Consider the following 12,954-nt stretch of genomic DNA (forward strand, 5'->3'; position numbering starts at 1 on the left):
TCTATCAGGACTGAGGGCCCTGTCGGGGCGGGCCGGGTGGCTGGCGCCCACGATCCCGGCCGGCGCGCTCATGCGGTCGCCGGCCGGCACGTCCGTTCCGCCCTTCGACGGCCTCACGCCAGGCTCCAGAGCTGGAACAGGAGCCCCGCCGCGAAGGCGCCCGTCAGCGACAGCGCGATGTAGAGCGCGAAGACCGGCGGCCGGGCCAGCGCCCAGACGGCCATCGCGGCGGGGATCGAGGTGACGCCGCCGGCCACCAGGAACGCCATGCCGGCGCCGGGGGCCATGCCCTGCTCGATCAGCCCGCCGACCAGCGGCAGCGCGGCGTAGCCGTTCAGATAGGCCGGCACGCCCACCAGCGTCGCCGTCGCGATCGGCAAGAGCCCCTCGCCACCCAGCGCGGCGGTCACCGTCTCGGCCGGGATCCAGGCGAGCATCAAGCTTTCCAGCGTGAAGGCCAGCAGCAGCCATTTGGCGAGGAACAGCGTGGTGGAGATGGCGGTCTTCGCGAAGGTCGCGCGCCGCTCCGGCTCGGTCCAGAAGCGCCAGACGACCGGTTTCGGCGCACGCACCCGCGCCCCGCCGCAGCCGCCGTTGCCGACGCCCTCGCGCAGCGGGTTCGACAGCCCGCCGCCTTGCGCCAGGAGATGCACGACAAAACCGCCGACCAGGCCCAGCCCGATGGCGGCGAACGTCTTGGCGATCGCGAATTCCAGGTCCAGCACGCCCGTCGTCAGGACGAACATCGAGGGGTCCATGATCGGCGAGGCCAGCCAGAAGGCCATGACGGCCGACAGCGGCACGCCCATCGCCAGAAGCGCCGCGATCAGCGGGATCACCCCGCAGGAGCAGAACGGCGACAGCCCCCCGGCCAGCGCGCCCAGCCCGATCATCAACAGCGGCGCGCCGGTAAACGCCCGCGCGACGAGATTGTCGGCGCCCGTCGCCCCGGCGCCGGCGGCTATGCCGATGGACAGAAGCAGGTAGGGCGCCGTGTGCAAGAGCGACGCGCCGGCGAAGCGCGCGCTTTCGACCGCCTGCAGCGGGTCGAAGACCGCCAGCAGCAGCAGGATCGTGGCGGTCGTCAGGCAGACCCGGTGATCCCGCCAGAGAGAGCGCAGGAGGGTGCGAGGGCCGTTCGGCGAGAGGGTCGTGTCTGTCATCACTAAATCTCCGGAATTCCGGTTGTATCAGGGCAAAGAAAAGCGCGCCCGGGCATCAGGCCGCGCCCTCTTCGGTGCGGAGCGTGACGCCGGCGCAGCATTCCGAGGTCAGGAAGGACAGGACACGGTGCATCGCGTCATAGTCCACCCGGTTGAACACCTCGCGCCCGCGCTTGTCCTGAACCACCAGGCCGGCATCGACGAGCGTCGACAGGTGGTGGGCCAGGGTCGACGGCGCGAGCCCCAGATGCCCGCCGATATCGCTGACGCGCAACCCGTCCTCGCCCGCCTTCACCAGGATGCGGAAGATCGCCAGACGCGCGTCATGGCCAAGGGCGGCAAGGGCTCGGGCAGTGGGGCTGGTCGTTGTCATGGGGTCATGATACAACTACAATTCTGGTTTTGTAAACCCTTTCGAAAGGAGGCGCGTCTTTCGGGGCACGGCCCGGCGCCCATTGGGCCGGCCCGGACTCCGGCCGCGAGCGTCTCGGATATGCGTCTCGATATGCGGAAGTGGGCGACACGCCTTGGAGCCTCCGAAGCGAATGCTTCGGAAACGCATTCGTTATCAATGCCTTGTTGGGGTGGCGGAGACGAAGTCCGAAAGACAAAGTCCTCAACATACTGAAAACAATTACCACTTCGAAAAGCATCAAGCCCTCAACCCACTTTCTACCCCACATTTCGAGAAGCATCGATCGACGGTGCCATGGAGTGCTATCCTGCTATCCTCCGACCCCGGCGAACCGGCCCGCTTTTTTCCAGCGGGCCGAGCTCGATCATACAACATCGACGATGTTGGGGTTCACGATGAACGCTTCTGCCCGCTTCGAGCCGCTTACAACAGTGCCTTTCGGCAGCATCTTGATCCATCCATGATCCACGAGGGTCCGCATCGCCTGCTGCCGATCTCCTTTCTTCCGGAACTCGCTCGGTCCATGCTGTGAAACATGCTGGTCGTGTCCGATGCCGCCCGCCCCATACTCGCGAGCCATCCAGGCACCCAGCGCTCCGGTCTTGCTCAGGTCCTTCTGCGACCTGCCGAGGGCCAGAACATGCCGAAACTCTTCGAGGTAAAAGGTCATCAGCTTGCGCCCGCTGAGCGCTGCCTGCTCCGAGACCTCGCTGGCCTCGATGTCATCGAACAGCGAGATGATGGCGGCGAGACGAGTGGCGTTCTCGGCGGCCCGATTAGCGAAACCAGTGATCTGCGCATATCGACCATTTGCTTGAAGCTCTGCCTCGACCTCGTTGAAGAAGTCGATAAGGGCCTTCCGCGCCTCGGTCGACAGTTTCAGCGATGGAATTCGAGCGGCGAAGATGTCCTTCGGTTCAACCCGGGCCTCTCGGATGAGAATCACATGTTCAAGACGCTCAAAGATGCCACGCGAAAAGTCCTCGATGATTTGTGATGCATTTGCTGACGGCTCCCTGAAGAAGCGCGTTCCCATCGTCGACGGCGGGAAACAGGGCAAGACACGGGGGAGCAGACCTTGCTCCACCAATTCGCGGTCGCCGTATACGGCCGGGATCAAGTAAGGCTGGAACATCAGGCTCATAGTCAACGGAACGCCAGAGATGAACTGGTCCTGACCATGAACGCGCGCTCGCCGCACATCGCTACCACTCCAAATCTGTGAGAGGCCTGCGATGGTCTTTTGGCGCTGATCGCGGCTCATAGCATGCCCACCGAAGAAACCGGCTGCGTCGTCATTGCTTAACGAGCAGAAGCCCGGCCCGTTTGACATTGTGCGAAGAAGGCCTTCCCAGGTGGGATCATTCACGATGATGTCCGCGCTCGTCCTGTCCTGTGCGGCCTCCGCCTCATCCATTCCGGCTCGCTGTTCAGCCAAGGATGCGCGCAACTGGCCTTCAAAGACCTTGATGCCCTTCTGTGCGGCCCCGTCCACGGTGGACTTCCGCTCACCGCTCTGCGCGACGGTCGCGAGGTAGACTGCCATGGGCATATCTGCACCATGGATGGTTTGGACATTACCCCAGCCGCTTACGGTTGCGGACATCGCGCTGATCACGGCTTGGCCGCAGAGGCCCGCCGGGGCTTGGAACTGTTCGCAGAAAGCATCTGCTACTTTGCTACCTTCTTCGCCGAGGGCGTCGAGTGGAAAATCCGCTTCCCGACCAGCGACGCAGCCCAACGCTTTCGGGATGGGAGCACCAGGCCAAATGTTTCCATTTTCGAAATTGCCTTCTGGCCTGTCGTCGATAAGTGGCTGACTATCGCGTCCAAGTAATAAGTCGCCGGGGTTCATGACTTTTTCCATGTCGTTCTCCTATGCTGGGGTTTCGTCATGGAAGGGAGATGGTTCCCCCTTTGTTCGCACGGAAAGAAAAAGTTGGTTTCTGTTTTGACGACAATCCATTTGGGTCTTCGGCTCCGCCTGGAGCGGCTTTTGCAGCAGATCGGCGCATGTCAGGGAGGCGTTCCTCGAACGCGTCAAGCAGGTCGGAAACGGTTTCGAGCACCCTGTCGAGATCAAGTTCGCCCTCATCGACCTTCACGAGCCGAAACCGTCCGAGATGGTGAAGGATTGCCAGCGCAACCCGCAGCCGTGTTTTCTCGTTTTTCGTAAGCTGCCGCATTTCCCTATCTCCGTTTTGAAGGCGCACAACGGACAAAATAGGCATTTTGTCCCACCTCCAAGAACGGCAGACCATGGCACTCTTTTCGTTCCGACACTCCGTGAAAACCTTCTCGCCGAAGTGCGAGAGCGCTGACCGCGTGGCGAGGGAAGGTCAAACGGCATCGCACTTGCGATACATCACGCGAGAGGCAGCGGCGCGAGTGGTGCTTCGGGAGCGGTTGGATCATCTCGACGATACCGAACAAGCACGCAGCGCCGAGCGCGCCGCGATGAAACGCCGGGGGCGCGTCTGTGAGCGCTTCATCATCGCGCTGCCCGCTGAGGCGTCCGAAACCCAGAGAGAAGAACTGGCCCGAAGGTTCGCCGAAGAGCTCTCACAAGGCAAGGCTGGGTTCGTCCTGGCGATCCACGACAAAGCCGGAAACGACATCCGAAACCCGCACTTCCACCTTGTGGCCTTTGATCACCATGAGCGGTCGGGCCGTCGCGGTCGGCCTCGCAGTGTCCTCGGCATGGCCAGGAAGAACGCAGTAGAGCAGAAGGCAAAGCTCTGGGCGGACATCCACAATGAGATGATGCGCACCTGGGGATTTCGACAGGACAGCATGATCTCGCACCTGTCCTTTTCGGATCGCGGCGTCCATCAGATTCCGCAGATACACGAAGGCCCTGCGGCACGATACATCGCCGCGCGGGGGGATGCGGTCCAGTCAAAACCGGAATGGCGTCATGTCGATGCTGGCCACAGCCGGGCGGAAGCGAACCAAGTCATCAAAGAGATCAATCAGCTGAAAAGGAAAGCAAGCCATGACATTCGATTGGGAAGCAGAAATGAAGGAGGTCCGGTCGAAGGCGACAGCAGCCGCCCGCCATGGCGAAAGGACACTTGGCGGGGTGGCAGAGGCATTGATGGCCATTCAATCGCAAGACAAGCACCTGAGCGATATGAGCAAAACGGTCAAAGCGACAGAAGCCCGCCTTGGGTCGCTGGAAGCCACTTTGCGGGCCACTCAGGCGCGGCAGGTGAACAACCCCGCCGAAGCACCGCTCCGCCTTTCTGTGCCCCTGTGGAGCGGCGCAGTCGGCCTTTTCGTCGGCGTCGCTCTATCAGGCGTGTTTTTCTGGAACTGATCTTCTTGCGCGACACCCTCCGGGCGCGGCTTGCGACTCTTGGTGGTCGCCGCCACGCCCTGCCGAGTAGCAAAATAGCAGACGCAGAAAGATCAACCGGCGACGGCCTCGGAGCCTTGCAGCAACATCCCCACCAATCCCGCGCCAATGCGCCGGAGATCGGTGAGCGTTAAAGCCCGCTCCTCTCTCGAACTTGCTGAATCGTCCGTCTCACAAGATCGACGAATCTGCGATTGCCGCGCCGCTCATTGATTTCAAGCGAGCGCGCCAGCAGATCCAATGCCTCTTGCGGTGAGCGCCCTTCGATGGCGAGGGCGTAGCTCCGAAGCGTCTGCGCCACTCCGTTGTCGTCGCGCAGCTTTTCAAGAATACTGATGCTGTTTTCGTAGGTGGATACGGCGTCGTCCAAGCGCCCTTCTCGTTGGCTCAGTAGGTTCGCAAGACTATGAAGCGTTTGGGCGACATGATGCGGGCGGTCGATACTCTCACCGATCTCAATGCTCTCACGATAGGCCTTCTCTGCCTCGTCCAAGCGCCCATCCTGCTTGCTCAGGAGGTTGGCGAGGCTGTGAAGGGCCTGTGCGACACCGAAACGGTTGCCGAGGCTGCCGTCGATCTCGATGCTCTCACGATAGGCCTTCTCTGCCTCGTCCAAGCGCCCATCCTGCTTGCTCAGGAGGTTGGCGAGGCTGTGAAGGGCCTGAGCGACACCGAAACGGTTGCCGAGGCTGCCGTCGATCTCGATGCTCTCACGATAGGCCTTCTCCGCCTCGTCCCAGCGCCCGTCCTGCTTGCTCAGGAGGTTGGCGAGGCTGTGAAGGGTCTGGGCAACATGGAAGCGGTTGCCGACGCTCTCGCCGATCTCGATGCTCTCACGATAGGCCTTCTCCGCCTCGTCCCAGCGCCGATCCTGTTTTTGCAGCAGATTGGCAAGGCTGTGCAGAACCTGAGCGACGCCCAGCCGGTCGCCGGTGCTTTCGCCGATCTCGATGCTTCGCCGAAGCTCCGCTTCCGCTTGTTCCGAGCGCCGTGGAGGGCGGTCGTTGCCCAGCAAGTGGAGGGAAATCGCGACTTCGCGCTTTGGCTCATCCGTTTCGGCTATCCTCGCGAAAAGGGGCATTGCCTCTTTCTTGCGACCTTGCCGCAGCATTACCCAAGCGCGCAGGAAGGTCGATTCGATCTGCCCTTTTGGAATGACGCCGGTCTCTTCCTGTTCTTCGACAAGCTTCGCACCAAGCCATTGCGCCCCATTGAATGGACCAAGAGAGGCGCGGCTGTAATGCTCCAAGGCGGCTTCGGTTTTTCCGGCCCCGGCCAGATGGTAGGCAAGGCCTGCCTCGGAGAACAGGTAAGTCGGAACAGTTCGGCCCGCCGTCTCGCGGAAGTCTGCTTTCTCTCCCAGCTCCGCCAGATAGCGGTGAACCGAGTGCTTTTCGTCCGAGGGCAAGAAATCCGAACGGACGAGTTCATCCCGCAGTTCGTGATTGAGATTCCATTCGCTGTTTCGCGGCTCCGTCAGGCCAGAATATTTGAAAGCGGACAGAAACTGCTCTGCATCCAATCCGGGCACAGGCACCGTTTTGTAAATCGCGCGCGCGACATCATCCGTGAGGCTCTCTGCACAAGCCAATGCCGCCAGCGTCGGCCCTACGCCGTCTGGTGCACCTGCGAGGAAGTCGTCAAGCAAGCTCACAATAAATCATCGCTTTAAGTTGTTGAACATGATCGTCTTGGAAAGACCCATATGCAGTCTCAATACAGAGTCGCAGTTACTTGCAACAAGCCCACCCGCAGTTTTGCTTGCTTCGTCGTCGGAATATCCTGCATGAGATTTTAATATCTCGATAATGTCGTCATAGACTTCGTCCTGTCTTGCATCGTCACTTTCAATGCTGTGAGGAAGCGTAAACTGAACTTCCGGCGCAGGCGCGTCGCCATGCGGTTCTCGCCCACACTTTGGGCCAACATAGTAGACCAAAGCTATGCGGTCTCCTACCGCGTCCCGCAGCCCCGCGTTCCAAATCATCTGCCAGAACTTGCCTTGGTTATGGCTCTGCATGTCATTTATGATCAACATGAAGTGCCCACCGTTCCCGACAAACTTCGCCATGGCTTCGCAGACGAGAAGTAAGAGCTTTTGAATGCCCACTGGCGAGACATCTACACCATTTACAAAATATGAATTTTCAATATTGATGATGTTATCGCGTCCAGCTTGGTTTCCAGACGCTGTGTCGCCTGAACCGTTCTGCACTTGCGACCAGTCGATCTCAACATTCGCTTCTTCAAGTTTTCTTGCGATTGCGACAATCTGATCGTATCCAGGAAAAGTTGTGCTCCACGCATCGTCCAGCCGAAGCGACAACCATTGACCGTTGCCGGTTTTGTTTTGAAACTTCTCCTTGAGGAAATGATTGAACTTGTCCTCCGCTGCATCATCCGAAGCGAAGTCAATCCGAACCACGCCTGGGTTTCCGTCGAAAAGCGGATTGAGTTTCTTTTCTTCTCTCAACCAATCAAGGCGAAAATGTGCGTGACTCATTTTGTCAAAGATCGCTATCGGAAATCTTGATCTTCGTGTTGCCACCGGATTCATTTTCCGAGGCAATATTCCCAGAGCCATCTTTCGCCTTCACATTTTTCATTTCTATATCGAGGTCTTTTTTGGACTTGTTTCTCATGGCGATGGAGCGCGGCTCTTTCGAACTTCCAGAAGTGCGCCAATGCAAATAGAAGGTGATGCCGATCACGACAACGAAAACGATTACCGCAGCAATCGTTCTCCAAGTTTCGCTGAGCCCCAGCAGCATCGGCTCGACCAGAAAAAACAGCAGAGCTGCCGCGAAGCTTATGAACACCCCGATAATGACTTGCATATTTCCCCCAGCCTCTGCTCGCAGCAGAGTAGCCGGAGCTTTTCCTGATGACAACGGGGCAAGACTGATAGAAGATGCCCCGAGATCAAGCGCTTTCCATCCATCTGCCTCGAATGATCGCTTCCACATCATTACCATTGGAAAACGGTTCAAGGTCGCCGTAGGCCCATAAGCCCCATTTCTCCATCAACATCAGCCTGTGGTCCAGCAACTCCGCCTGATTGTATATCTGCGCTACACGCGAGCCCACCTTGTGGGCGAGGCAAAGCTCGGCGACATCATGATCGGCGCGAACGATTTCAGCGGCCCAGGTTCGGAAGCTGGTCCGCATGCCGTGGACCGTTGCCCCCGGGTGCTTCGATTGCAGGAGTTTCCGCATGGTTGCATCGCTGATCATCTTTGCGGGCCTCGAAGGCGAAGGGAAGACGAGATCACTGGCCTTTGTGCGGTGCTTCTGGGCCCTGAGCAGGACTGAACGGGCAGGCATCGAGAGCGGCACCGTAAACTCTTTCCTCGTTTTCATCTTCTCTGCCGGAATGGTCCAAGCTTGAAGACCGCTGTCGAACTCCGACCAGCATGCCGCGCGGATCGGCCCCGACCGCATTGCGGTAAGTGTGGCAAACAGCAGCGCGAGTGCTCCGACATCGTTTGACTGGTCGACGTCCAACACGAGATCGCTGATCTCCATATACGGGACTGCCGAAAAGTGCTTGGTATCTGCCCTTTGGTCTCGCATCAATGACCGCATGCCGGTCGCCGGGTTCCCCTTCGTTCGCAAACCGCGACCACACGCATGGTCGAAAACAGTTTTCATCCGTTGAAGAACACGACGAGCCGTTTCGGGCTTGGTAGTCCAGATCGGATCAAGCACTTGCTCCAAGTCGTCTTGGTGAATGTCCTCTACTGACAGGTTTCCGATGAGCGGAAAAGCATATGTTTCGAGCGTGTTGATCCACTGAGCGATGTGTTTGCCGTTGTTTGCCCTTTCCTTGAACTTCCGCTCGTGCACCGTTCGAGCGAGTTCTGCAAATGTCGTTGCCTTGCCCTCGACTGCGCGCTCTCGGACCACGGGATTGCCTCCTGTGCGGGCGAGCTTTCGATACTCATAGGCCTTCTCGCGAGCTTCCGCCAAAGACACGAGACTTGCCGACCCCAGCCCGAAGTCTCTGCGTTTTCCGCGAACAACAATGCGCAGCAACCAACGACGAGCACCCGAATGATCGACCTGAAGATAGAGCCCGCCGCCGTCAGTGTGCCGTCCCGGCGGTGCTTTCCGCACGAAGGCAGCGTTCAACCGTTTTTCAACATGTGGTCCGGGCTGCTTTCCGCGTGCTTCATGATCTAAGGACGGGCCATCCATTCTTCACCCCACATTTTACCCCACAAAGCTTGCGGGTGGTTTGGAACCAGATGTTGGGCTTTCGATGGACAAACTGCGGAAAACTTGGGGCATCCCGCGCAGTCGTGTGCCAAAAACGAGGTTTCTGGCGGAGACGAAGGGATTCGAACCCTCGAGACGGTTTCCCGTCTACTCCCTTAGCAGGGGAGCGCCTTCGACCACTCGGCCACGTCTCCGCCGACCGTCCTATCGGCCCGGGCCCAGGGAGACAAGCGATAACTTGAAACGGCGCGGCGGTTGCGTAGCATGCGCCGGGGCCCCACCCCGAGCCCGAAAACGCAGGAGGCAGGTCACGCTGTCCGATCCGCGCGGCTGTGCCGGCCGCGTCGGAGGCCGGCGTTATTCCGGCCAATGACAGCGGCATCCGCAAGGCCCGCGCGAGCGGCGGCCCGGACGGCGCCGGGGGACACCGGGGAACCCGGCGCGGCCTGCGGCGTTCCGCCTGCGCAAACAGGCCACGGAGGGATGCAGAAATGGATTGGCTGGCGGCGCACGGACCGGTTGTGAACCTTATCGTCAACCTGGGCATGCTGGTTGTCTGGGTGGCCTATCTGCAGCTGTTCCTGATCACCTATCTTCGGTCCAGGAAGCCGCGGCTGATCATCAATCGCGGGTCGGGGCGCGACATCGGCTCGGTCATCCTGGTGTCGAACATGAGCCAGGAGCCGGTCTACCCGCAGAATGCCTATTGCACGATCCACCACGCCGACGCCTCCTATTCGGCGACGATCACCGACCGGGAGGAGCTTCTGCCGACGGACGCGGCCGAGCGGCCGGAGGGCGTCACCAGCCATGGCCCGCTGGGCCGGGGCGAGTTCATGAGCATCGGCACCTTCCGCAACATCCTGGAGATCACCGCCGCCGCCGCCGAGGGGTGCCCCGACGAACTGGACGCGCATGCCGACAGGATACGAAGCGTCGAGATCATGGTCGTCGGCGCCTTCGGGGGCGACGACCTGGAGATCGCGGCCAAGCGGGAATACCGCATCGATACCGGGCACGATCCCTGGCGGGTGATCCCGGTCGGGCCGGCGACGCGGCAGATCTCCAGCCGCCGCGAGCGCAAGCGCATCCGCAGGATGATCACCGACGAGCTGCGGCAGGGCTGATCCGGCCGGCGCGCTCTACCCGCGGCCGCCGGCGAACCGTTCCTGCCACGCGGCGCGTTCGTCGTCGGTGATCTTGCGGAACAGGTTCTCCGGCACGTCGAAGGCATGGCCCGCGGGCAGGGCGGACAGGGCCGCGTCCACGTCCTGGGGCCAGGCGGCGTCTTCGGCCTTCAGCGCCTTCAGCAGCGTGGCCGAGGCATCGGGGATGAACGGCTCGGACAGCACCGCATAAAACCGGGCGAGGTTCAGCGAGAAGCGGATGATCGCGGCGGCGCGGTCGGGGTCTTCCTTGAACACCGCCCAGGGCGCGGCCTCCTGCAGGTATTCGTTCCCGGCGACCCAGATCGCGCGCAGCTCGGCCGCGGCCTTGCGGATGTCGATGGCCTCCATATGGGCGGCATAGGCCGCCAGCCGCTCGGTCAGCTCGGCCGCGACGACCGCCTCGCCGGGGCCGTAGCTGCCGGCCTCCGGCACCGCCTCGCCGAAGCGGGAGCGGCAGAACTTGGTGACCCGGCTGACGAAGTTGCCCAGCACGTCGGCGAGGTCCTTGTTGACCGAGCTCTGGAAGTTCTCCCAGGTGAACTCGCTGTCGGAATTCTCGGGGGCATGCGACAGCAGCCACCAGCGCCAGTAGTCGGCCGGCAGGATCTCCAGCGCCTGGTCCATGAACACGCCGCGGCCCTGCGAGGTCGAGAACTGGCCGCCGTCGTAGTTGAGGTAGTTGAACGACTTGATGTAGTCGACGAGCTTCCACGGGTCGCCCGAGCCGATGATCGTGGCCGGGAAGGACAGGGTGTGGAAGGGCACGTTGTCCTTGCCCATGAACTGGACGTAGCGCACCTCGTCCGCGCCCTCGTCGGTGCGCCACCAGCGGCGCCAGGCGGCCTCGCCCAGCCCTTCGGCATCGGCCCATTCCCGGGTGGCGGCGATGTATTCGATGGGGGCGTCGAACCAGACGTAGAAGACCTTGCCCTCCATCCCCGGCCAGTCCGCGTCGCCGCGCTTGACCGGCACGCCCCAGTCGAGGTCGCGGGTAATGCCGCGGTCGCGCAGCCCGTCGCCGTCGTGCAGCCACTTGCGGGCGATCGAGGTGGTCAGCACGGGCCAGTCGGTCTTCGACGCGATCCATTCGTCGAGCCGGTCCTTCAGGAGCGACTGGCGCAGGTAGAGGTGCTTGGTCTCGCGCACCTCCAGGTCGGTGGAGCCGGAGATCGCCGAGCGCGGGTCGATCAGGTCGGTCGGGTCGAGCTGTTTGGTGCAGTTCTCGCACTGGTCGCCGCGGGCCTTCTCGTAGCCGCAGTTGGGGCAGGTGCCCTCGATGTAGCGGTCGGGCAGGAACCGGCCGTCGGCATTGGAATAGACCTGCTTCTCGGTGACTTCCTCGATATAGCCGTTCTCGGCCAGCCGGCCGGCGAAGTACTGGGTCAGCGCGTGGTTCTGCGGGCTGGAGGAGCGGCCGAACTTGTCGAAGGACAGCCGGAAGCCGTCGGAGAGGTTCTTCTGGACCTGCCACATCTCGGCGCAGTACTCGGCGACGGGCTTGCCGGCCTTGGCGGCGGCGAGCTCGGCGGGGGTGCCGTGCTCGTCGGTGGCGCAGATGAACATCACCTCGTGGCTGCGGGCGCGCATGTAGCGGGCATAGAGGTCGGCGGGTAGCTGGGAGCCGACGAGGTTGCCCAGGTGCTTGATCCCGTTGATGTAGGGGATCGCGGAGGTGATGAGAATCCGGGCCATGAAAGCGTCCTGTCTGGGTTTGCCGGGGCCTTAGCGTATTCGGACGGCAGGGACCAGAGGAGGTGCGCCTGTCCGAGGGTGTCCAAGGTTGGACGGGGGTTCAAGCCCTTGATCTTTATGGTGATACCGCTAACGGCTTCGCGTCCGGGTCCGCGTCCGGGTCATGGCGGGACCGGCGGGTGCAGGATCGGATCAGGGGGCGGACTTTTCTGGAAAAGTCCGGAAGACACGATCTTCTAGAAGATCGTGCCGGGCAGGAATTTCTAGAAATTCCTGCTGTGCGGGGGCGCGCGTTTCGGTCAGGCCGGTGCGGGCGACAGCGGTGCGGCGTGCAGGCGGCCCTCGGCGGGGCTCACGCGCCAGCTGGCCACCGGGGCGGTGCGGGCGCGCAGGCGGTGCAGGTGCCAGGCGCGGACCCCGCCCGGCCCGTGCGCGGCCTGCATCTGCCAGCGCGTCTCGACCCCCGGGGCGCCGCCGGTGCCGGGGGTCAGCAGAAGGCCCAGGGGCGGCGGAACGCCCTCTTCCTCGGCGCCGGTCTCGGCGGCGAGGTGCAGCCGGCGCACCGCCGTCAGCCCCGGCGGCGCGGGCAGGTCGGCCACGGCGAGCGAGACCACGCCGGCGCGCAGCACCTCCTCCAGGCACCACAGCAGATCCTCCGCGCGCTTCGGCTCCAGGAACACCAGGCGGCCGGGGTCGAACAGGTGCAGCACCGCCTCGGGGTTCGGCCGTTCGGGCACCCAGGAGGGGACGATCCAGAACACCGGCCCCTCGGTCCGCGCCGCGACCAGCGCCGCCAGCGTGCGCCGCGCGTCGCCGCAGATCTCGTGCGCCCGGCCCATCGGTAGCGACAGCTCGCCCAGCACCGGCAGGGCGGCCAGGGCGGCGCGCGCGCTCGCGCGCGGGGCGTGGCGGTGGCGGGAGAGGGGCGGGGCGGTCATG

12 protein-coding genes, 1 tRNA gene and 1 pseudogene are annotated in these 12,954 nt (G+C 62.3%); 3 read left to right on the forward strand and 11 right to left on the reverse strand.

Going from position 1 to position 12,954, the window contains the following annotated elements; translation table 11 throughout:
* Window positions 1–113: 113 nt before the first annotated feature.
* From P1J78_RS00220 to P1J78_RS00235, 4 genes are all read right to left on the reverse strand, one after another.
* On the reverse strand, window positions 114–1,163 hold the full coding sequence (locus tag P1J78_RS00220) for a permease (protein ID WP_275565293.1): 1,050 nt from the start codon (window positions 1,161–1,163) through the stop codon (window positions 114–116).
* A 55-nt stretch (window positions 1,164–1,218) separates the two neighbouring features.
* Entirely contained in the window at window positions 1,219–1,536 is a 318-nt protein-coding gene (locus tag P1J78_RS00225; protein WP_275565294.1) for an ArsR/SmtB family transcription factor, read from the reverse strand.
* A 406-nt stretch (window positions 1,537–1,942) separates the two neighbouring features.
* Window positions 1,943–3,445: a DUF3987 domain-containing protein gene (locus P1J78_RS00230; protein WP_275565295.1), complete on the reverse strand. Its 1,503-nt coding sequence runs from the start codon at window positions 3,443–3,445 to the stop codon at window positions 1,943–1,945.
* Window positions 3,446–3,470: 25 nt separating this feature from the next.
* The gene (locus P1J78_RS00235; protein ID WP_275565296.1) at window positions 3,471–3,764 is read right to left on the reverse strand and encodes a hypothetical protein; all 294 of its coding nucleotides are present in this window, start codon (window positions 3,762–3,764) and stop codon (window positions 3,471–3,473) included.
* A gap of 271 nt (window positions 3,765–4,035) precedes the next feature.
* On the opposite strand from P1J78_RS00235, the pseudogene P1J78_RS25415 reads away from it, so the two are divergent.
* Window positions 4,036–4,395: pseudogene (locus P1J78_RS25415) on the forward strand (MobA/MobL family protein); the annotation flags it as partial.
* A 178-nt stretch (window positions 4,396–4,573) separates the two neighbouring features.
* Window positions 4,574–4,897 carry a hypothetical protein gene (locus P1J78_RS00245; RefSeq protein WP_275565298.1) on the forward strand — a complete coding sequence of 108 codons (324 nt, stop codon included), beginning with the start codon at window positions 4,574–4,576 and terminating at the stop codon, window positions 4,895–4,897.
* 169 nt (window positions 4,898–5,066) lie between these two features.
* Here the strand turns inward: P1J78_RS00245 and P1J78_RS00250 are convergent, their stop codons facing one another.
* The 5 genes from P1J78_RS00250 to P1J78_RS00270 all read right to left on the reverse strand — a co-directional run bounded on the left by P1J78_RS00250 (window position 5,067) and on the right by P1J78_RS00270 (window position 9,348).
* Window positions 5,067–6,584, reverse strand: a complete 1,518-nt coding sequence (locus tag P1J78_RS00250) for a tetratricopeptide repeat protein (protein WP_275565299.1) — start codon at window positions 6,582–6,584, stop codon at window positions 5,067–5,069.
* A 12-nt stretch (window positions 6,585–6,596) separates the two neighbouring features.
* Window positions 6,597–7,439 carry a hypothetical protein gene (locus tag P1J78_RS00255; RefSeq protein WP_275565300.1) on the reverse strand — a complete coding sequence of 281 codons (843 nt, stop codon included), beginning with the start codon at window positions 7,437–7,439 and terminating at the stop codon, window positions 6,597–6,599.
* Window positions 7,440–7,443: 4 nt separating this feature from the next.
* Entirely contained in the window at window positions 7,444–7,911 is a 468-nt protein-coding gene (locus P1J78_RS00260; protein WP_275565301.1) for a hypothetical protein, read from the reverse strand.
* Window positions 7,859–9,133: a tyrosine-type recombinase/integrase gene (locus P1J78_RS00265; protein ID WP_275565302.1), complete on the reverse strand. Its 1,275-nt coding sequence runs from the start codon at window positions 9,131–9,133 to the stop codon at window positions 7,859–7,861. The genes P1J78_RS00260 and P1J78_RS00265 overlap by 53 nt, the downstream gene beginning before the upstream one ends.
* Before the next feature lie 125 nt (window positions 9,134–9,258).
* A tRNA-Ser gene (locus P1J78_RS00270) sits at window positions 9,259–9,348 on the reverse strand.
* 297 nt (window positions 9,349–9,645) lie between these two features.
* Between P1J78_RS00270 and P1J78_RS00275 the strand changes: the two genes are divergently transcribed.
* Entirely contained in the window at window positions 9,646–10,281 is a 636-nt protein-coding gene (locus P1J78_RS00275; RefSeq protein ID WP_275565303.1) for a hypothetical protein, read from the forward strand.
* A gap of 15 nt (window positions 10,282–10,296) precedes the next feature.
* On the opposite strand, the gene metG is transcribed toward P1J78_RS00275, so the two are convergent.
* Window positions 10,297–12,015: a methionine--tRNA ligase gene (gene metG, locus P1J78_RS00280; RefSeq protein WP_275565304.1), complete on the reverse strand. Its 1,719-nt coding sequence runs from the start codon at window positions 12,013–12,015 to the stop codon at window positions 10,297–10,299.
* A 299-nt stretch (window positions 12,016–12,314) separates the two neighbouring features.
* Entirely contained in the window at window positions 12,315–12,953 is a 639-nt protein-coding gene (locus tag P1J78_RS00285) for an ImuA family protein (protein ID WP_275565305.1), read from the reverse strand.
* Window position 12,954: the final 1 nt, after the last annotated feature.

It is taken from the genome of Psychromarinibacter sediminicola (assembly GCF_029168335.1).
In the GTDB taxonomy this organism is placed as follows: Bacteria; Pseudomonadota; Alphaproteobacteria; order Rhodobacterales; family Rhodobacteraceae; genus Psychromarinibacter; species Psychromarinibacter sediminicola.

Excerpts from the sequence above, each read along its gene's own strand:
- P1J78_RS00285 (WP_275565305.1), bottom strand. The coding sequence starts at position 12,953 with ATGACCGCCCCGCCCCTCTCCCGCCACCGCCACGCCCCGCGCGCGAGC.
- P1J78_RS00245 (WP_275565298.1), top strand. The coding sequence starts at position 4,574 with ATGACATTCGATTGGGAAGCAGAAATGAAGGAGGTCCGGTCGAAGGCG.
- P1J78_RS00235 (WP_275565296.1), bottom strand. The coding sequence starts at position 3,764 with ATGCGGCAGCTTACGAAAAACGAGAAAACACGGCTGCGGGTTGCGCTG.
- P1J78_RS00225 (WP_275565294.1), bottom strand. The coding sequence starts at position 1,536 with ATGACAACGACCAGCCCCACTGCCCGAGCCCTTGCCGCCCTTGGCCAT.
- metG (WP_275565304.1), bottom strand. The coding sequence starts at position 12,015 with ATGGCCCGGATTCTCATCACCTCCGCGATCCCCTACATCAACGGGATC.
- P1J78_RS00265 (WP_275565302.1), bottom strand. The coding sequence starts at position 9,133 with ATGGATGGCCCGTCCTTAGATCATGAAGCACGCGGAAAGCAGCCCGGA.
- P1J78_RS00220 (WP_275565293.1), bottom strand. The coding sequence starts at position 1,163 with ATGACAGACACGACCCTCTCGCCGAACGGCCCTCGCACCCTCCTGCGC.
- P1J78_RS00275 (WP_275565303.1), top strand. The coding sequence starts at position 9,646 with ATGGATTGGCTGGCGGCGCACGGACCGGTTGTGAACCTTATCGTCAAC.
- P1J78_RS00230 (WP_275565295.1), bottom strand. The coding sequence starts at position 3,445 with ATGGAAAAAGTCATGAACCCCGGCGACTTATTACTTGGACGCGATAGT.
- P1J78_RS00260 (WP_275565301.1), bottom strand. The coding sequence starts at position 7,911 with ATGGTAATGATGTGGAAGCGATCATTCGAGGCAGATGGATGGAAAGCG.
- P1J78_RS00255 (WP_275565300.1), bottom strand. The coding sequence starts at position 7,439 with ATGAGTCACGCACATTTTCGCCTTGATTGGTTGAGAGAAGAAAAGAAA.